This window comes from Streptomyces malaysiensis subsp. samsunensis (genome assembly GCF_024519315.1).
In the GTDB taxonomy this organism is placed as follows: Bacteria; Actinomycetota; Actinomycetes; order Streptomycetales; family Streptomycetaceae; genus Streptomyces; species Streptomyces malaysiensis.
The window spans coordinates 120,715-139,975 of sequence record NZ_JANIIC010000008.1; the positions used below are offsets into that span (position 1 = coordinate 120,715).

A 19,261-nucleotide genomic window follows, 5' to 3' on the forward strand; every position below is an offset into this window, starting at 1 on the left:
GTCTCGCCTCTGCGCACAGAGTACCCAGCGCAAACGCCGACGCCGCCGCTCAAACGAATGAGCGACGGCGTCGGCGTTTGACGACCAGATGACCATCCGACCCGGAGGGGGCGCGGCGGTCACTCCCACTCGATGGTGCCGGGCGGCTTACTGGTGATGTCCAGCACCACGCGGTTGATCTGGTCGACCTCGTTCGTGATGCGGGTCGAGATCCGCGACAGCACGTCGTACGGCAGCCGCGACCAGTCCGCCGTCATCGCGTCCTCCGAGGAGACCGGGCGCAGCACGATCGGGTGGCCGTAGGTACGGCCGTCGCCCTGGACGCCGACCGAGCGGACGTCGGCGAGCAGGACCACCGGGCACTGCCAGATGTCGCGGTCCAGGCCGGCGGCGGTCAGCTCCTCGCGGGCGATGGCGTCGGCCTCGCGCAGCAGGTCCAGGCGCTCCTTGGTGACCTCGCCGACGATCCGGATGCCCAGGCCGGGTCCCGGGAAGGGCTGGCGGTGGACGATCTCGTCCGGCAGGCCGAGCTCCTGGCCGACCATCCGCACCTCGTCCTTGAACAGCCTGCGCAGCGGCTCGACCAGCTTGAACTCGATGTCGTCGGGCAGCCCGCCCACATTGTGGTGGGACTTGATGTTGGCGGTGCCGGTGCCGCCCCCGGACTCCACGACATCGGGGTAGAGGGTGCCCTGGACCAGGAACTCCACGGCCTCACCGGCCGCGCCCGCCTCGGCCACCAGCTCGGCCTGGGCCTGCTCGAAGACCCGGATGAACTCCCGGCCGATGATCTTCCGCTTCTCCTCGGGGTCGGACACCCCGGCGAGCGCGGACAGGAACCGCTCCTCGGCCTCGACGACCTTCAGATGCACGCCGGTGGCCGCCACGAAGTCCTTCTCGACCTGCTCGGACTCACCCTTGCGCATCAGGCCGTGGTCCACGTACACGCAGGTCAGCTGGTCGCCGATGGCCTTCTGGACGAGGGCGGCGGCCACGGCGGAGTCCACACCGCCGGACAGCCCGCAGATCGCGCGCTTGGTGCCGACCCGCTCCCGGATCGCGGCCACGGACTCCTCGACCACATTGGTGGTGGTCCAGGTGGGCTCCAGACCCGCACCCCGGTAGAGGAAGTGCTCCAGCACCTGCTGGCCGTAGGTGGAGTGCATCACCTCGGGGTGGTGCTGTACGCCGTACAGCCTGCGCTCATCGCATTCGAAGGCCGCGACCGGCACCACATCGGTGGACGCGGTGACGGTGAAGCCCTCGGGGGCCTTGGAGCAGGCGTCGCCGTGCGACATCCACACCTGCTGCTCCTCGGGGGTGCCCGCGAACAGCGTCGAGCCCGGCTTGCTGACGGCGAGCGCCGTACGGCCGTACTCGCGCGCCCCGGTGTTGTCCACACTGCCGCCGAGCGCCGTGGCCATCAGCTGGAAGCCGTAGCACATGCCGAAGACCGGGACGCCCGCCTCGAAGATCGCGGGGTCGAGCGTGGGCGCGCCCTCGGCGTAGACCGACGAGGGGCCGCCGGAGAGGATGATCGCCTTCGGATTCTTGGCGATCATCTCGGCCACCGGCATGGTGGACGGAACGATCTCGCTGTAGACCCGGGCCTCACGGACCCTGCGGGCGATGAGCTGGGCGTACTGCGCGCCGAAGTCGACGACCAGGACGGTGTCGGGGGCGGCAGCAGGGGTCGCTGATGGCACTTCGGCGGCCTTCCGGCGGTGGTGGCGTGCGGTGGAACGGGTCTGCGGCGGGACCGCGGCCTGGGGGGCCGGAACCGCAGGTTTGGACTTTCGATTCTAACGGGCTCATAATCGGCGCCATGTCCACGCGCATGACCTTCGTCTTTACCTATGGCACCGGCCCGTCCGGCTGCCATGGTCGTGCTGCGTAAGAACTGACAGCGACTTCCCAGGCGCCCCGGGCCGGCAAAGGCCCGGGGCGCTCTGTCTTCTCCTCCGGGCCTCGGCCGGACCCCAGGGCTCCGCGACATGGACCAGGAGACACGGATATGAGCAGCAGTAGTACGGGCGCGGAGACCGCGGATGTGATCGGCGCCGCACGGGAGCGGATCGACGCCCTGGACGGGCAGATCCTCGATCTCGTCCGGGAGCGGATGGCGGTGTCCGCCACCGTCCAGGAGGCGCGGATCGCGGCGGGCGGGCGGCGGGTGCAGCTCTCCCGCGAGATGGAGATCCTCGACCGCTACCGGCAGCGGCTGGGCAAGCCCGGTACGACGCTCGCCATGACGCTGCTGGAGCTGTGCCGGGGCCGGGTCTGACGCCTCCGCCTTCCGACCGGGCAACGGCCCGCGGACAGGCGGAAGGGCCCAAGGACACGCGAAGGGCCCGCGGAGAGGCGAAGGGCCCCGGGGGCGCCCGAACGGGGCGGGCGCCCCCGGGGCCCTAGGCGGTCAGCACCGGCGTCAGGGCAGCGCCGGTGCTGAGGGGCGGCGCCGGGGGGTTGCGCCGCTGGCTTCTGGGGCCCGTATGTCAGGGGTGTCTGAACGGCGTACGCCCGCGTGGTCGGACCAATGTCGGGATGTGACCGGGGGCGTTTTCCCTCTCAGCATCGTGGTGGATGCGGAGCGCCGGGCGCAACCGTTTCGACCGGATACGGTCGGCCCCAGGCGTCCCCGGGACCGACCGTCCTTGAGGTGGTGACCGGGCTGCTGTCCCCTGCCGACCGGTCACCTCGCCGAAGCGAGGTCCCACGACGCGCCGCCTGAATCACCACAGGGGCCGCGTCTCATCGCTTCGGCGGATCTGAGCCACGCGTGGATTTTCCGGGCCGCTCCTGGCTGGCGCGGCACCGGGCACAACGAGCCCGCGCTCGGGCCGGTCACGCGCCGTACGGGTGATGACGTGCGAGGTCGGGCGTCCGTCGCGGATTCTGTGACCATTCTGTGGGCAACTGTGAAGGCAACCTTTCGGCCATCGGCCTGGTCATGTACGTGCAAACGCACGGCCATCCCGCGCCCCCACCGCGACGGCCTTCCACCTGCGTATCGCCCACGAGGGATACGTACGGACCCAGAGAGGTCTTCATGAAGCTACGCCGCGCCCTGGTGGCTGCCGCAGCGACCGCCGCCATAGCCCCTGCCGCGCTCCTCGCGGCCCCCGCCGCGTTCGCCGAGGAGCCGCCGAGCGAGAGCCCGTCGCCGTCCGCCTCCGAGACCGTCACACCGTCTCCGGAGGACCCGTCGGCGTCGCCCACCCCGACGGAGACCGCTCCGACCGACGAGCCCACGCAGACCACCCCGGCGCCGTCCACGAGCGCCACCCAGGCTCCGACCCCCGGCGACCCGTCCGGCACCCCGTCCGGCACCCCCACCGAGACCGCCACCCCGACCCCCGGGCCGACCGAGGAGCCGGGCGACGGCGAGTGCGCGGACGACGGGGACTACAACGAGGACCCGGAGCTCAGCACCACCCTGGTCGGCCTGCCGTCGAAGGTCGTGGCGGGCAGCGGCTTCCACGGCTTCAAGGTCCAGGTGAAGAACGACTCGGACCGCGCCTACCAGCGGGTCGACTTCGGGGTCTTCGCGGGCACGGTGCACGAGTCCGCCCCCGACGGGACGGGCAAGTACCTGACCCTCCAGTTCAAGGACCCCGAGTCCGGCGCCTGGAAGGCCATCTCCACCGATGAGAACGACCCGGGCTCGGGCTACATCGGCTACACCGATGTGCGCCCGCACGAGACCCTTACGGTCGACCTCCGGCTGAGCGTCGCCAAGAGCGCGCCCGAGGGCTTCGGTTACGCCATCAGCGTCGGCGTGTACGCGGACGACGAGGGCAACTGCGTCTACTCGACCGGTGAGTACTACGAGTTCGACGTGCTGAAGGCGGGTTCGGAGCCGGGCAAGGTGCCGCCGGCCGACCCGAAGCCGCAGGGTGGCAAGAAGCCGCTGCCGCACAAGCCGGAAGGCGACACGGAGATCAACCCGCAGGGCAGCCTGGCCGAAACGGGTTCCTCCTCCGCGCTGCCGATGATCGCCGTGATCGGCGGTGTGGCGATGGCCGCGGGCGGAGGCGCGGTCTTCGTGGTCCGCCGCCGTCGCGCCACCGCCGTCTGACGGTCCCGAGGGGCGCCGGACGGGCCGATCCCGGCCCGTCCGGCCGCCCGGCGCTGAGCCCGGCCCGGCGCTCAGGCCCGGCGCTCAGGTGCCCGGCGCTCAGGTGCCCGGCGCTCAGGTGCCCGGCGGGACCTTCGGCACCGGCAGCAGCGGGAGCCTCAGGGCCCCGTAGGCGTCCGCCGGTACGGCGGGGCCGCGCGGTGGGACGGGCCGGAGGCGTTCGTACGGCTCCTCCGGGGACGGACGCGGGTCGGGCTCGCCCTTGTTGGGCCACAGGGACATCGCCCGCTCGGCCTGGGCCGTGATGGTCAGGGACGGGTTGACGCCCAGGTTGGCCGAGACCGCGGCGCCGTCGACCACATGGATGCCCGGATGGCCGTAGAGCCGGTGGTACGGGTCGATGACGCCCTCCTGCGGGGACGCCCCGATCGGACAGCCGCCGAGGAAGTGGGCGGTCAGCGGGGTGCCCATGAGCTCGCCGACGTTGCTGCCCGCGAAGCCGTTGATCGAGTCGGCGATGTGGCGGGCGGCCTCGGCGCCCTCGGGGATGTGGTCGGGGTTGGGCTCGCCGTGGCCCTGGCGGGCGGTGAGCAGCCCCTTCCCCGGCCCCTTCGGTTTGCGGTAGGTGGTCAGCGAGTTGTCGTGGGTCTGCATGACCAGGCCGATGATGGTCCGCTCGGACCAGCGGCGGTTGGACAGCGAGCGCACGGCCAGGGTGGGATGCCGGAGGTTGGCGCCCAGAAAGCGCAGCCAGCGCGGCAGACGGCCGCCGTGCGGGATCTGAAGGATCGAGAGCATCCCCATCGCGTTGGAGCCCTTGCCGTAGCGGACCGGCTCGATATGGGTGTTCTCGTCGGGGTGGATGGACGAGGTGATCGCGACGCCCCGGGTGAAGTCCGCCCGCGAATCCCCGTCCCGGGCCCGGCGGTAGCGGCGGTCGGTGGTCTGCGCGCCCACCAGGGCCTCCGAGTTGGTGCGGGTGAGGATGCCGAGCCGCTCCGAGACGCGCGGCAGCAGCCCCTTGTCCCGCATCGTGTGCAGCAGCGTCTGAGTGCCGTACGTACCGGCGGCGAGGACGACGTACCGGGAACGCAGCGCCTTCGGCTTGCCCTTACGGCGGTTGTCGGTGGGGACGGTGGTGACCGTATAGCCGCCGTGCGGGTCGTCGCACAGGGCGACGACGGTGGTCATCGGGTGGACGGCGGCACCGGCCCGCTCGGCGAGGTGGAGATAGTTCTCGTTCAGGGTGTTCTTGGCGCCGTGGCGGCAGCCGGTCATGCACTCACCGCACTCCGTGCACGCCTTACGGGTCGGGCCGGCGCCGCCGAAGTACGGGTCGGGGACGGCCTGGCCCGGCTCGGCCCTCGTGGCGCCGTCGGCGTCATGGCCGTCCCCGAAGAAGACCCCCACGGGTGCCATATGGAAGGTGTCGCCCACGCCCATCTTCTCGGCGGCCGCCTTGAGGTGCGCATCGGACGGGGTGAGGGTGTGGTTGAGGCGCACTCCGAGCATCCGCCGCGCCTGGTCGTAGTGCGGGCGCAACTCCTCCTGCCAGTCGGTGATGTGCCCCCACTGGCGGTCCCGGAAGAACGGCTCGGGCGGTACGTAGAGCGTGTTGGCGTAGTTGAGCGAGCCGCCCCCGACCCCGGCGCCCGCCAGGACCATGACCTTGCCCAGGACATGGATGCGCTGGATGCCGAAGCAGCCGAGGGCCGGGGCCCAGAGGTAGTTGCGGAGGTCCCAGGAGCTCTTGGGCAGGGTTTCGGGGGTGAAGCGGCGGCCCGCCTCGAGGACGCCGACCCGATAGCCCTTCTCGGTCAGGCGCAGGGCCGAGACCGACCCGCCGAATCCCGAACCGATCACGATCACGTCGTAGTCGAAGTCGGCGTCGTCGCTGTGGTCCACGGCGCCGAGGGCCTCGACCGTGCCGAAGTCCTCATCGGGTCCGGGCCCTTGCTCCCGGCTGTGGGCAGACTTCTCCCCTGACACTGGTACCTCCCTTGAAATGTACTGGTCAGCGCAGGCGCAGTGCCTTGAGCGCGCGCAGGCTGCGGGTCATGAAGTCCGCGTATTTCTCGTCCGTCATCCCGAAGGCCGGGGCGAGCGGCATCAGCCGCTGCTGGGCGACCGTCTGCGGTTCGGTGAACCTGAGGATGCCCTCGGAGCCATGGCGGCGGCCGAGCCCGGAGTCGCCCATGCCGCCCATCGGAGAGGCGACGCTGCCGAAGGCGGCGGCGTAGCTCTCGTTGAGGTTGACCGTGCCCGCGCGCAGCCGGGCGGCGATCGCGCGTCCGCGCCGGGCGTCCTTGGTCCAGACGCTGGCGTTCAGGCCGTAGGCGGTGGCGTTGGCGCGCACGATCGCCTCGTCCTCGTCGCCGAAGCGGTAGACGGAGACGACCGGGCCGAAGGTCTCCTCGGTGCAGACGGCCATCGGGGACTCCACGCCGTCCAGGATCGTCGGCTCGTAGAAGTACGGGCCGATGTCGGGGCGGGGGCGGCCGCCGGCGAGCGCCGTGGCGCCCTTGGCGACGGCCTCGTCCACATGGCGGGTGACGGTCTCCAGCTGGCGCTCGGAGACGAGCGAGCCCATCTCCGCGCCGTAGGCGAGGGCGGTGCCGAGCCGCATGGCCTTCGTACGGGCCGCGAAGCGCTCCAGGAAGGTGTCCGCGATCGACTCGTGGACGTACAGCCGCTCCATGGAGATGCACAGCTGCCCGGCGGAGGCGAAGCTGCCGCGCACCGCGCCGTCGACCGCGCGGTCGAGGTCCGCGTCGTGCAGCACCAGCATGGCGTTCTTACCGCCGAGTTCGAGGGAGCAGCCCACCAGGCGGGCGGCGGCGGCCCGAGCCACTTCGCGGCCGGTGCGGGTGGAGCCGGTGAACGAGACGTAGTCGGCGCCCTCGACCACGGCGGGGCCGACCACCGGGCCGTCCCCGATCACGATCTGCCACACCCCGGCCGGCAGCCCGGCCTCCACCATCAGCTCACGCGCCCACAGGGCGGACAGCGCGGTCTCGGTGTCGGGCTTCATCACGACGGCGTTGCCCGCCACGAAGGCGGGTATCGCATCGCCCACGGAGAGCTGGAGGGGGTAGTTCCAGGGCGCTATGAGGCCGACGACGCCGCGCGGCTGGCGCAGTTCGGTGACCTTGGTGAGGGTGGGCACCGCGCCCAGATGCCCCTTGGGGCGCAGATACGCGGGCGCCTTACGGCCGTAATGGCGGGCCACGACGGCGACGCCCTGGACCTCCTCCTGGGCGTGCAGCCGGGTCTTGCCGGTCTCCAGCTGGATCAGGTCCAGGATCTCCGGCTGGCGGCTCAGCAGCAGATCGTGGAAGCGGAGGAGGACGGCGGCGCGCCGGCGTACGGGGGTCGCGGCCCAGGCCCGCTGGGCGGCGCGGGCGCATCCGAAGGCGGTGGCGACGTCCTCGGGGGTGGACTCGGGCAGGGCGGAGGCGAGCACTTCCCCGGTGAACGGGGTGTGGCTGACGGTGGTGCCACTGCCGACGACGCCCCGGGTGAGCCGGGCGATCAGCTCCGGGGTGACGACATCGGCCGCGGTGCGGGTGCCTTCGGGGGCGACCGGGTTACCGGTGCCGTCCTGCGTTATGTGCGAGTCCGTCATGGGGGCGAGGGTAGGCGCGCCCGGCGGCTTTGGGTACCCGGCGGTAACAACTTTCGTCACGCGGCCCCCGCGGGTCCGCCGTGGGCGGGTCCGCCACCCTCGGCGGACCCGCCCGATCCCCTCAGAGCTGGTCGATCCTCAGATTGCGCACGATGCGCTCGTACAGCTCCTCGCCGTGCTCCTGGGCGTCGCCATGGGCGGGCATGGTGACCGTCAGATCCCAGGCGACCTTGGCCTTGTTGATGTAGAGGTGATCGCGCTTCACATACCGGATGGGGTTCTTGTTGCTGCTGGTGCCGTACGGCAGATAGGAGGTGGTGACGTCCCGCGCCGCCTTCCCCTGCTGCCCGGCCCCGGTCTGCTCGCTCTTGGCCTCCTCGACCGTCGCCCCGCCGCCGTCCTTGTAGAAGGCGACGATCTGGTCCGCCGCCGCGTCGAGGCTCGCGGGGTCGTTCTCGCCGTCGGGGGTGGAGCGCTTCAGGGAGACGGTGAAGACCCCGCTGGGGTCGTAGTAGGTGACCACCGGGTTGTCCGAGTCGCTGTCGTCCTGGACCCGCCGGTACTCGCCGGGCACGGCCAGGGACGCGCCCACGACATCGCGCTCCTCCCGGACCGTCCAGCCCGGCGGCAGCCCCTCACCGGAGAACGGCTTCATGATCGTCAGCACCAGGGCGGCGGCCACCACCAGGACCAGACCGCCCAATCCGAGCTGCGCCTTACGGTTCCTGTGCAGGATGGGCGGTACGAAGCGGCTGCCCGCGGACCGCTGAGCGCCGCCCGGCGCGTATCCGGCCGTCGCGAGCATGGTGGGCACCGGCTGCGGCTCCTTCGCCGCCGCCTCCAGGGCCTGCCGCACCTCGGGCGCCGCCGGGCGCATCGCCGGGTCCTTGCGCAGCAGTTGCATGATCAGCGTGGCCAGCGGCCCGGTGGCGCGCGCGGGGACCTGCGGTTCGGAGCCGAGCACGGCCTGGAGGGTCGCGGGGGCGTGGGAGCGGCGGAACGGGGACATGCCCTCGACCGCCGCGTACAGCACGACGCCCAGCGACCACAGGTCGGACTCCGGCCCCGGCCGCTGGCCCAGCACCCGCTCGGGCGCGATGAACTCGGGCGAGCCCACGAAGCCGCCCGTCTCGGTGAGCCGCTGCTCGCCCTCGATCTGCGCGATACCGAAGTCGGTGAGCACCACCCGGCCGCTCCGGCCCAGCAGCACATTGTCCGGCTTCACATCGCGGTGCAGCACACCCGCCTCATGGGCCGCCGCCAGCGCGCCGAGCACGGAGAGGCCGATACGGGCCGCCTCGCGCGGATCCAGCGTGCCCTCCATCAGCCGGTCGCCCAGCGACTGGCCGCGCACCAGCTCCATCACGATCCAGGGGCGGCCGCCCTCGACCACCACGTCATGGACGGTGACGACGGACGGGTGGTCGATCCGGGCCGCGGCGCGCGCCTCGCGCTGCATCCGCTGGTAGACGGTCTGCCGCTCACGCTCGGGGAGATGGTCGGGGACGCGCGGCTCCTTGACCGCGACATCGCGGTCCACGATCTGGTCGTGCGCCCGCCATACGGTGCCCATACCGCCGTGGCCCAGGCGGGAGACGAGCTGATAGCGGCCGCCGATGAGCCGCCCGCTGTTCGGATCCTGCGCCCCGGCGGCCGGTTGCTGCCCGGCGGGCGGCTCTTCGGCGGACCGGTCCCCGGTCGGCGGCTCTCCAGTGGGCGGCTCTCCGGTCGGCGGCTCTCCGGTCGGCGGCTGGGGCCCGCCGCGCGGATCGGCGAACTGCGTCGGCTCGTACGCGCTCCGCCCCGGCCCCGCCGCCTCGGCCGCCCGGCCCGGCGGCCGGGACCCCTGAGGCGGCGCATCGGATGCCTCGGGTGGCGGCTGGGGCGCCGGCACCGGGGCGGCCGGAGCGTGCGGCGGCCGCAGGCTGTAGCTGGTGGGCTCGTTCGCCCGTCCCCCGTCGTTCGTCATGCGCCCATCATTACCCAGGGTGTGGCACCGTCCGCCACCGCTGGGAAGCCGCTGTGGACGCTCGTGACAAAGCCGTTGCGCCGCCGTTCAGTTCGCCGCGCCGGGAGGCGAGAAGGTGACGGCGGCGGTGTCGAAATGCCGCTTTCCTACGGACTTCTCCCCCACCGGGGCGGATAGCCACAGGTCGAACATTTTCCCGTCTTCGTTCCAGCTCAGGTCGTATGTCTGCCGTGAGCCGCCGTCGTCCGCCGAACCGTTCCAGATGAACGCCCAGAGCGCGGCGGGGCGGCCGTCGTGCTCCGTCTCGATGACCTGGCCGCTGCGGTAACCCGGATAGTCCTGCGGGCCCTTGGCGTCCGCCTTACGGCTCAGCCCGAGCGGGCCCTCGGGGCTCTGCTCCTGGACATGGATCCCGATCCGGAACTCCATACCGGGCGAGTTGTAGTAGACCCGGGGCGCCTTGTACTCGCGGGCGAACCCCTCGGGCACGGCGAGCGAGAAGCCGAGCGGATCGTTCACCAGCTCATAGCCCTCGGGGATCCCGGCCGGCGGACTCGCCGTGGGCTCGGAGTCCTTCACGGGGCGCTGCGGCGACTTCTTGGGGTTGCTCGGGCCGTGCGTACTCTCCTTGTCGGCGCTCTGGCTCGTACGCCCGCCCAACGCCTTGTCGCCTTCACCGCCCCCGTTGTCCAGCATCGCCACGACGCCCGCGGCCACACCGGCGAGCGCGACCACCGCGGCGGCCGCCATAAGGACGGCACGACGGCGCGCACCACGACCGGAACGGGCCCGTCCGGCCGGGGCGGCCGGGGCGGCCGGAGATGCCGGAGGCACGGACGCGGGGGAAGGCCCCGGGGGCGGCACGGGCACGGACGCCGACGAACCACGGCCGTCCGGCCCGAACGGCACGCTGGGCTGGGTCGGGGTGTACTCCAGCGGGATCTCCGGGGTGTCGCCCACCTCCTGGGCCATCACCAGCATCCGCTCGACCTCGTCGGCGCTCAGCCGCTCCTCCGGAGCCCGCCGCAACAGCCCCTCGATGACCGGCTTCAGCGGCCCGGCGGCCTCGGGCACGGGGATCTCGTCGAACACCACGGCGTGCAACACCGCGGCCAGGGACTCGCGGTGGAACGGGGATTCACCGCTCACCAGCGTGCAGAGCAGCACCCCGAGCGACCACAGGTCCGACTCCGGCCCGGTACGACGCCCCGACATCCGCTCCGGCGCGGTGTATTCGGGCGAGCCCACGAACGAGCCGGTCTCGGTGATCGTGGTGGACCCGGTGACCTGCGCGATCCCGAAGTCCGTCAGCACGACCCGGCCGGTGCCCGACTCCACCAGCACATTGGCGGGCTTGATGTCCCGGTGCAGCACCCCGCGCGCATGCGCCGCGCGCAACGCGCCCAGCAGCGCGGCCGCGACCCGCCCCGCCTCACGCGCCCCGACGGGGCCCTCGGCGCCCAACCGGTCGGCGAGCGAGAACCCGTCGACCAGCTCCATGACGATCCAGGCGCTGCCGTCCTCCTCGATCACATCGTGGAGCACGATCACGTTCGGATGCTTGATCTGCGCGACGGTCCGCGCCTCGCGCAGGGTGCGCTCACCGCGCAACTGCGCGTCGAAGGCCGCGAGCCCCTCGTCCACATGGAGCTCCTTGACCGCGACTTCACGCCCCAGAAGCTCGTCGACGGCCCGCCAGACCGTGCCCATTCCGCCGCGTCCGAGCCGTGTGGCCAACCGGTAGCGGTTGGCGATCAGGCGACCCTCTCCCCCGGTACCCATGGGCTCATCTTGCCTCACCCCGCCGAGGCCCTAGAACACCGGACCGCCGCCCCACCCCCACGGGCGATTGAACCCGGGCGCGGCATACGGAAATCTAGGGCGGGCCGATGTTAAGGGGCGGACCGCGGCCGCCCCATCGGCAACTTCACGCTTCCGGCCCCTGGGGCTGACCGGCCGAGGGGCACCTCCCCGCACCAACCGGGCGGGCCTATGGGCGCAGTAGAGCATCCGAGCTCTTGGTCTTACCGGCCGGGGCACTAGGGACGAGTCTCAGGGTGCCGTAGAGCCTCCGGGTGCTTGGCTCTTCCGGCGAGTGAGCCGAAGGGGCGCATCGCTGTCGAAAGGGAGAGCGCGCGGAGGCCCCGAGGAACGAGGGGCCGAGCACGGTCGACCGTCGACAGCGGCACAAGCGCCCCGGAGGCGAACCGAGCCTCCAAAAAAAGGAGGGTTGGCCGCCCCGCGGCGGGGGTCCACGGGGCGGCCAGTCAGGGGGACGGGAGGGTCAGCCGGTGACCTTCCACGTCCGGGAGTCGCTCAGCCGCTTCCGCAGCTCCGGGTCCTTCACCGCGGCCGTGCCGTCCGTCGCCTTCGCGGTGACGGTGTGGCTCGCCCCGTCGCTCGGGACGCCCAGGTCCGCCGGGGTGACGCTCGCCTTACCGTTCGCGGCGGTGACCTCCGCCCCGTCGACGTACCACTTCAGCGACGCGCTCTTGGGGACGCTCACCTCGATGCCCGCCGACCGCTTGACGGCCGTGGCGGTGGCCGTACGGCTGCTGAGCACGCTGGCGTGGCTGTAGAAGCCCGCGATCATCGCCTCACGGCCGGGAAGGCTGTACTCCCGGCCCAGGGTGCGCATGATCGAGTTTTCGGTGGGGCGGTTGATGCCCTTGGGGTAGTAGCGGCCGCCCTCATAGGCGCCGACCGTGCCGCCGTCGGGCGAGGTCTGGCCGATCCAGCGGTACCACTTCTTCTGCTGGGCGGTCAGCTGCGCCGCGGTCAGCTTGGTGGCGTTGGACTCGCCGGGTTCGGCGCCGGTGTAGGTGCCGTATTCCGGGTAGAAGTACTCGTCCGCCAGCTTGCCGAGCGAGTGGCCGGTCTCGTGCACCGCGATCTGGTCGGAGTCGGGGTGGTCGGAGGAGGCGGTGGCGATGCCGTCGTAGCCGACCTGCGAGGTGAGGGTGTAGCCCGCGCCGCCGTACTTGGTGGAGTTGGACAGGACGACCACCAGATCGGCCTCGGGCGCCTTGGCCGCGTAGGACTCGACCTTGGCGGTGTCGACGCACAGCAGCCGCTCGGTGTTGTCGCACCAGAAGTACGAGCCGAGGGCGGTGTCCTTGACGACGTCCCTGGAGGGGTCGCCGGAGACGCCGGACTGGTTGGAGACGGCGTCCACGGTCCAGACGTTGAAGAGGTCCTTGTACGAGGCGTACGGCTCCACGGCGGACATCTGGTCCCACTTGGAGCGGGCGTCGGCCTGGAAGTCCGCCTGCTGTCCCGCGGTGTAGCCGTCGCCGATGAAGACGACGTCCAGCTTGTCGGCCGTGGTGCCGTTGCCGATGAGCGAGGTGACCTGGCCGTCCGCGGCGGCCTCCTCGGCGGACAGGGAGCGGGCGGCGCGGGTCAGCCGTTCGGGGGCGGCCGCCGGGACCTCGGTGTGGTGGGGGTGGCCGCCCGGACCGGTGAAGTACTCCACGTCCACGGTGCGCTGCGACGGGGCCGGGTCGGCCGTGGCGGAGGAGCCGGTCGAGCCCGGCGACGCCGTGGCCGGTGCGGACATGGCCGCGGCCGCCGCCAGGGCGATGCCTCCGGCGACGGCCGCGGTGCGCAGGGGGATGCGGCTGCGTATGCGGCTCCGTATGCGTCTGCGCACGGTGACTCCCGAAGTCTTCGCGATAAGCGGCCAGTTAAGCAGGATTAATTCGCCGCTCAACCTAAGGGGTCCGGGGGTCGGGGGCAATGGGAATTAGGGAAGTGGCTAGGAAATCGGACACCGGACAACCATGCCCGGCGCCCACCCCCTCACCCCCTCCCGTCGCGCACCAGCCACAGCAGCCGGTCCAGCACCCGGCGGCCCCCGGCCCGTATCCCGTCGTGCTCGAACTCGTCGGTCACCCAGGTGCGCAGGCCCCGGATCGACCGGGCGGTGGCCAGGGAGTGCTCCGTGTCCACGTACAGGTCGTCGTGGTAGATCACGGCGGCCACCGGCACGGTGTTACGGGCCAGCCGCCCGGTGTCGTACAGCGGGCCCCAGCCGGTGCGTTCGGCGAGCAGTTCGGCGGTGCGGCGCAGCGGGCGCAGCGCGGCGTGGGTGTCCAGCATCCAGGGGTGCGCCGTCTCGCCCGTGAGGAGCACCGGACGGTCCTCCACGAGCGCCTTACCGGCGTCGAAAGCGGGGAATTCCGCGCGGACCCGCTCCGCGGCCCAGTCGGTGGCCCGGCCGTCCTGGGCGTAGATGGACTCCAGCAGCAGGGTGAAGAGCGGGTTGGCGGCGCGGGAGAGCACCGCCGCCATCCGCTCGCGGAACGTATCGCTCAGCCGCGGCCCGTCGGCGGTGGGCACGAAGGCGTCCTCCAGGAGGTAGTGCAGCTGGTGCGATCCATAGCCGGTGCCGAGCAGGAAGCCGAGTTGCTGGAGGGCGGGGACGGTGAGCAGGGTCCCGTCGGTCAGGACCTCCTCGTGGTCGGTCAGATGCCGTACGAGGGCACGGACGGTGGCCTCGTCGTCCGGGTAGCGGGCGTAGTGGGCGAGGGTCTTGCGCTCCATCCGCGGATAGGCGGTCCGGTAGACGGCGTCCGTGTCGATCCCGCTGTCGATCGCGGGCAGTCCGCCCGCGAGCAGCACCGAGTCCAGCCCCTCCGGCGCGTGGGACAGGTAGGTCACGGCGCAGAAGCCGCCGAAGCTCTGGCCGAGCACGGTCCATGGGCGGTCCCCGATGAGCCGGCGCCGGATCAGCTCGCAGTCGCGCACGATCGCGTCGGCGCGGAAGTGGGAGAGGTACTCGGCCTGCTCCTCGGGGCCGCCGCGCAGCGGCAGGGTCTGGCGGTTGGCCGGGGTGGAGCGGCCGGTGCCGCGCTGGTCGAGGAGGAGCACGCGGTAATCGTCGAGCGCGCGGTCCAGCCAGCCGGAGCGGCCCACCGGACGGTCCGCACCGCTGCCGGGTCCGCCCTGGAGGTAGAGCAGCCAGGGGAGCCGCTCGCGCTGGGCCGCGGTTTTCCCCGCGGCGACGACCTCTCGTGCGTAAAGCCGGATCAGCTCGCCCTCGGGAGCCTTATGGTCGAGCGGTACGTCGAAGTGATAGTCGGCGAGGAGCAGTTCCGGCTGACGGACGGTCGTCACGGCGCCCGGCCCGGCCGGTACCGCTGTGCTTGCCTGCTGCATCCTTCAATCCTCACGTTAAATGGACTTAGCCCGGCGATTAAGTTACCGCCGGGGAGAAGAGGGCACGGTGGCCGACAGAAGCGCCGGTGACGGGCGGACGGCGGGAACGGTGACGGGGGCGGCCGGGGCGGAGTCGACCGCCGAGCTGGGGCGCCGGGTGCTCAGACTGCGCACGGAGCGCGGGTTCACCCAGCGGCAGCTGGCCGAGCCCGCGTACACCGCCGCCTATGTCTCCACCCTCGAGGCCGGGAAGGTGCGCCCCTCCGAAGCCGCGCTGCGCCATCTCGCGGACCGGCTCGGCGTCAGCTACGAGGAGCTGACCACGGGCCGCTCACCGCGCGACGCCACCCGGCTGCGGGCCGCCCTCACCGATGCCCGGCGGGCACTGGCGACCGGCGCCGCCGAGGACGCCACCGGGCTCTTCGAGGAGGTGCGCGACGAGGCGGAGCGGCTCGGGTTCGCCGAGGAGCGCTCGGCGGCCCTGCTGGGGCTCGGCGACTGCGCGCTGGAGACCGGCGAACTCACCCTCGCCCGCGACCACTTCGAGGACGTGGAGCGGCTGCTCGCCGGGGAACCGCTGCCCCGCCGGATCCCCGCGATCCGCGGCCGGGCCGTGGCCCATCTCCTCGCGGGCGAACTGCGCTACTCCTGCTATCTGCTGGAGAGCGCCATCGACGAGCTCAACGCCTCGGGGCTGCACGACCCGTACGCGCTGCTGCTGCTCTATACGGCGGCCATCGCGCCCTATATGGACATGGGGGCGCACGCCCGTGCCGTACGCGCCGCCGAGTTGGCGCTCGCGCTGGCCCCGAGCGTGGACGACCCGGGGCTCATCGCCCGGATGCACCGCGGAGTGGCCCGCACCCTGATCGCCGAGGGGCGGACGGCCGAGGCCGACGCCTCCCTGGCCAAGGCGCAGGAGCTGTACGAACAGCTGCGCATCCACACCGACCTGGCGCACTGCCACTGGATGCGCGGCTATGTGCACGCCCAGGACGGCAATCTGGAGCGCGCCGAGCGCGAACTGCGCACCGCACGGGACATGCTGGCCTCCAAGCGGGCCGCGCTGTTCACCGTGCAGGTCGAGGTCGAGCTGGCGGATGTGCTGCGCCGACGCGGCCGTACGGCGGAGGCGGAAGCCCTGTTGCTGCCGCTGCTGGCGCGCTCCCCCGCACCGGGGCCGGTGAACGCCCCGGGCCCGGTGGAGACCCCGGAACCCGCGACCACCCCAGAGGCCGCCCCGGGACCCATGACCGCCCCTGGGGCCGCCCCGGAACCCGCGACCGCCCCAGGGGCCGCCCCGGAACCCATGACCGCCCCTGGGGCCGCCCCGGAACCCGCGACCACCCCAGAGGCCGCCCCGGAACCCGCGACCGCCCCAGGGGCCGCCCCGGAACCCGCGACCGCCCCAGGGGCCGCCCCGGAACCCATGACCGCCCCCGGAGGGCCGGGCGCGACGGCCGACGAGGCCGGGCTGACCGCCGAGCGCGGCGCGGTCCACGCGGGCGGCGCACACCGACTGCTGGGCCTGATCGCGGACGAGCGGGGCGACGTCGAGGCCGCCGAGGAGCACTACTGCGCGGCGCTGTCGCTGCTGGAACGCACCGGCGCGGCGGGCGACCTGGCCGATCTGTGCCGACTGCTGGGAGACCTGCTGCGCCGGGAGGGCCGCCTGGAGGCCGCGATGGACGCCTACCGCACCGGGCTCGGCCACCGCGCCGCGCCCGGCACCACCACCCTGGGCCCGGCTCCCGCCGAGCCCCCCATGTGAGGCGTCCATCGGCCCCTCCCGCCCCCACCGACCGCCCGCCCGGCCCTTCCCCGTACCTTCTCGGGGGCCGGCCGGCGCCTGGGTCGCCGGTCGGAGCGCCTGGTCGGGGCGCACCGCACGGCGGGCGGTCGGAGAGACGAACAGGCCGCCGCGTGTGGGGGTCGCGGCGGCCTGACCGCGGCAACGCCCCGCTGCCGTTCCGGACGCGCATCGGGAGGCACTCCGGCGCGTTCACGGTGCTGGGGTTCCGGGACGAACCCCACGGGGTGATGCGGCTTGAGCTCCACTCTGCCTGGTGGGAACCACCAGGGAAATCCCCCATTGGTCTGCCGTCACCCCCTCCGACCGGCGGGGGTGTTCCCGCCCACTGACGGAGCCAACCACTCCATATTCGCCCGCCGATGGGGCAGGCTGTCCGAGCAATGGGCATGACAGCTGAGGCGAGGGAGCGGCCGGTGATCCGTGTGGCTGTAGTGGACGACGAGGCGCTCGTACGATCCGGTCTGCGACTGATCCTGGGCACGGCCCCGGATATCGAAGTGGTCGCCGAATGTTCCGGGGCCGCCGCAGTGGACACGGTGCTGGGCAGCAGAGCCGATGTGGTCCTGCTCGACATCCGGATGCCGGACGCCGACGGGCTCAGCGTCCTCAGACAGTTGCGGGCCGCGCCCCGCTCCCCCGCCGTGGCGATGCTGACGACCTTCGACGTCCAGGAGTACCTGGCGGCCGCGCTGCGCGCCGGGGCCGCGGGCTTCCTCCTCAAGGACACCGATCCGGAACAGCTCGTACGGGCCGTGCGCACCCTCGCCCAGGGCGGCAGTGTGCTCGACCCGGCCGTGACCCGCGCCGTGATAGGCGGATACCTCGCCGCCGAGGCGGAGGCGACGGCCGCCGAGGCCGTCGAGGCACTCACCCCGCGCGAACGGGAGGTGCTGGCGCTGCTGGGGGAAGGGCTGGCCAATCCGCAGATCGCCGAGCGGATGGGGCTGGCGCCCAGCACCGTCAAGGACCATGTGCGGGCGGTCCTCGGCAAATTGGGCGGGCTCAACCGTGTCCAGGCGGCGATCGTCGCCGACCGGGCCGGGCTCGTCAGCAGCCGGCCGCCGATAGGCGGCCCTCGATGAGCGTCTCCCCGCTGTCCCGCGGTTCCTCCCCGGACAAGCCGGGCGCGCCCCCGGCCCCGCCGCCCGCGCCCGCCTCGCCACCCGCGTCCCCCTCGTCACCGCCGCCCACCCCGCCCGCCCGGTGGCGGCCGCCGCGCCGGGTCATGCGCTGGGGGTCGCTGATCGTCCCCGTCCTGCTCGCGGTGGCCGACGCGCTGCTCGTCAACGGCGTCACCTTCGGGCTGGAGCTCAACGTCTCGCTGGTGGCGGCCGCCGCGCTGTTGGTGCGCCGGAAGCTGCCCGCGCTGGTCTTCCTGGTCACGCTGCCGGGGATCCTCATCGGCTACGTATGGTTCGCGCCGATGATCGCCCTCTACACGGTGGCCGTACTCCGCCCCGCCCACCGGCTGCTGGGCATCTCCGCGCTGCTGCTGGCCGCCGCGCACTTCATCCCCTGGCCGGTCTCCGACTTCGAGCCGACCGCGTACCGGGAGAACACCCTCACCCTCATCGACGCGTGCGTGACCTCCGTGGGGCCCATCGCGCTCGGCCTCCTGGTGCGCACCCGGGGCGAACTCGCCGCCCGCATAGAGGATCTGACCCGCAGCCGCCGCCATGCGGACGAGCTGATCGCCGAACAGGTGCTGTCCACCGAACGCGCCCGGCTCGCCCGCGAGATGCATGACGTGGTCGCCCATCAAGTCAGCCTCATCAGCCTCCAGGCCGGCGCGGTGCAGATCAGCGCGGAGGACGCGAAGGCGCGGGAGGGCGCGCGGACGATCCGCGAGCTGTCGGTGCGGACCCTGGACGAACTCCGCCATATGGTCGGCATCCTGCGCGCGGCGGGCGGCGACCACGAGGAGCTGACCCCGCAGCCCCGGCTGGCCGATCTGGCCCGGATGATCGAACTCAGCGCCCTGAACGTCACCTTCGAGACGGACGGCGCGACCGAGCGGCCGGGCCACTCGGAGGCGGTCGAACGGGCCGCCTTCCGCATCGTCCAGGAGGCGCTGACCAACGTCCGCAAGCACGCGCCGGGAGCGCGGGTGACGGTACGGGTGAACGAGGCGGAGGCGCCGGGCCCGGAATCGGCGGGGTCGGAGTCGGCACGGCCGGAGTCGGCAGGGCGCCAGGCGACGCGGCCGAAGGCGGCCGCCGTGCCGGGAGCGGCTCATGGGGCGGCTCAACAGGCGGAGGAGGTACGGGGCCTGCGGGTCGAGGTGCGCAACGGGCCGCCCGACGCCTCCGCCGTGGCCCCCGGGCTGCCGGGCGGCGGTCACGGTCTGGTCGGGCTGCGGGAGCGCGCTCAACTGCTGGGCGGCACGCTGGAGGCGGGGCCCACGGAGGAGGGCGGCTTCGTCGTACGGGCCGACTTCCCCGAGTCCCCACGCGCCACGGGACCGGCGGCATGAACAGGCCGATGACGCCCCTGAGCGGAGGGACACCCATGGGCGAACGGAAGCCTCTGGAAGGCGGACGGACGGCTCCAGGGGGCCGACGGACACCCCTGAGCGGATCGGCGCGGAAGTCGGCTGCGGTTCTGCGGCGCCCCGAA

General features: G+C 72.6%; 12 protein-coding genes. 5 read left to right on the forward strand and 7 right to left on the reverse strand.

Going from position 1 to position 19,261, the window contains the following annotated elements; genetic code table 11:
• Window positions 1–119: 119 nt before the first annotated feature.
• Window positions 120–1,706 carry a glutamine-hydrolyzing GMP synthase gene (gene guaA / locus NQU54_RS09780; RefSeq protein ID WP_257630711.1) on the reverse strand — a complete coding sequence of 529 codons (1,587 nt, stop codon included), beginning with the start codon at window positions 1,704–1,706 and terminating at the stop codon, window positions 120–122.
• Window positions 1,707–2,014: 308 nt separating this feature from the next.
• Between guaA and NQU54_RS09785 the strand changes: the two genes are divergently transcribed.
• Together NQU54_RS09785 and NQU54_RS09790 are read left to right on the forward strand one after the other, a co-directional pair.
• Entirely contained in the window at window positions 2,015–2,284 is a 270-nt protein-coding gene (locus tag NQU54_RS09785; protein WP_069870491.1) for a chorismate mutase, read from the forward strand.
• Window positions 2,285–3,049: 765 nt separating this feature from the next.
• A complete protein-coding gene (locus NQU54_RS09790) occupies window positions 3,050–4,078 on the forward strand; it encodes an LAETG motif-containing sortase-dependent surface protein (protein WP_257630712.1) in 1,029 nt (342 codons plus the stop codon).
• Window positions 4,079–4,192: 114 nt separating this feature from the next.
• On the opposite strand, the gene NQU54_RS09795 is transcribed toward NQU54_RS09790, so the two are convergent.
• From NQU54_RS09795 to NQU54_RS09820, 6 genes are all read right to left on the reverse strand, one after another.
• Entirely contained in the window at window positions 4,193–5,983 is a 1,791-nt protein-coding gene (locus NQU54_RS09795) for a GMC oxidoreductase (RefSeq protein WP_257630759.1), read from the reverse strand.
• A 109-nt stretch (window positions 5,984–6,092) separates the two neighbouring features.
• Window positions 6,093–7,703 (reverse strand): succinic semialdehyde dehydrogenase, encoded by a 1,611-nt coding sequence (locus NQU54_RS09800; RefSeq protein WP_257630713.1) that lies wholly within the window; start codon window positions 7,701–7,703, stop codon window positions 6,093–6,095.
• A 121-nt stretch (window positions 7,704–7,824) separates the two neighbouring features.
• Window positions 7,825–9,672 (reverse strand): serine/threonine-protein kinase, encoded by a 1,848-nt coding sequence (locus NQU54_RS09805; RefSeq protein WP_257630714.1) that lies wholly within the window; start codon window positions 9,670–9,672, stop codon window positions 7,825–7,827.
• An 87-nt stretch (window positions 9,673–9,759) separates the two neighbouring features.
• A complete protein-coding gene (locus NQU54_RS09810; RefSeq protein ID WP_257630715.1) occupies window positions 9,760–11,454 on the reverse strand; it encodes a serine/threonine-protein kinase in 1,695 nt (564 codons plus the stop codon).
• A 502-nt stretch (window positions 11,455–11,956) separates the two neighbouring features.
• Window positions 11,957–13,324, reverse strand: coding sequence for a M64 family metallopeptidase (locus NQU54_RS09815; RefSeq protein WP_257630716.1), 1,368 nt, complete (start codon window positions 13,322–13,324; stop codon window positions 11,957–11,959).
• Window positions 13,325–13,473: 149 nt separating this feature from the next.
• Window positions 13,474–14,832 (reverse strand): alpha/beta fold hydrolase, encoded by a 1,359-nt coding sequence (locus NQU54_RS09820; protein ID WP_257630717.1) that lies wholly within the window; start codon window positions 14,830–14,832, stop codon window positions 13,474–13,476.
• A 67-nt stretch (window positions 14,833–14,899) separates the two neighbouring features.
• On the opposite strand from NQU54_RS09820, the gene NQU54_RS09825 reads away from it, so the two are divergent.
• From NQU54_RS09825 to NQU54_RS09835, 3 genes are all read left to right on the forward strand, one after another.
• Window positions 14,900–16,603 carry a helix-turn-helix domain-containing protein gene (locus NQU54_RS09825; RefSeq protein ID WP_257630718.1) on the forward strand — a complete coding sequence of 568 codons (1,704 nt, stop codon included), beginning with the start codon at window positions 14,900–14,902 and terminating at the stop codon, window positions 16,601–16,603.
• 455 nt (window positions 16,604–17,058) lie between these two features.
• Complete coding sequence (locus NQU54_RS09830; RefSeq protein ID WP_069870503.1) at window positions 17,059–17,727, forward strand: response regulator; 669 nt, start codon at window positions 17,059–17,061, stop codon at window positions 17,725–17,727.
• Window positions 17,724–19,118 carry a sensor histidine kinase gene (locus tag NQU54_RS09835; protein ID WP_257630719.1) on the forward strand — a complete coding sequence of 465 codons (1,395 nt, stop codon included), beginning with the start codon at window positions 17,724–17,726 and terminating at the stop codon, window positions 19,116–19,118. The genes NQU54_RS09830 and NQU54_RS09835 overlap by 4 nt, the downstream gene beginning before the upstream one ends.
• Window positions 19,119–19,261 lie beyond the last annotated feature (143 nt).

Bases quoted from the DNA above. Each gene is read 5' to 3' on its own strand.
- NQU54_RS09800 (WP_257630713.1), bottom strand. From the start codon at position 7,703: ATGACGGACTCGCACATAACGCAGGACGGCACCGGTAACCCGGTCGCC.
- NQU54_RS09785 (WP_069870491.1), top strand. From the start codon at position 2,015: ATGAGCAGCAGTAGTACGGGCGCGGAGACCGCGGATGTGATCGGCGCC.
- NQU54_RS09805 (WP_257630714.1), bottom strand. From the start codon at position 9,672: ATGACGAACGACGGGGGACGGGCGAACGAGCCCACCAGCTACAGCCTG.
- NQU54_RS09810 (WP_257630715.1), bottom strand. From the start codon at position 11,454: ATGGGTACCGGGGGAGAGGGTCGCCTGATCGCCAACCGCTACCGGTTG.
- NQU54_RS09820 (WP_257630717.1), bottom strand. From the start codon at position 14,832: ATGCAGCAGGCAAGCACAGCGGTACCGGCCGGGCCGGGCGCCGTGACG.
- NQU54_RS09835 (WP_257630719.1), top strand. From the start codon at position 17,724: ATGAGCGTCTCCCCGCTGTCCCGCGGTTCCTCCCCGGACAAGCCGGGC.
- NQU54_RS09790 (WP_257630712.1), top strand. From the start codon at position 3,050: ATGAAGCTACGCCGCGCCCTGGTGGCTGCCGCAGCGACCGCCGCCATA.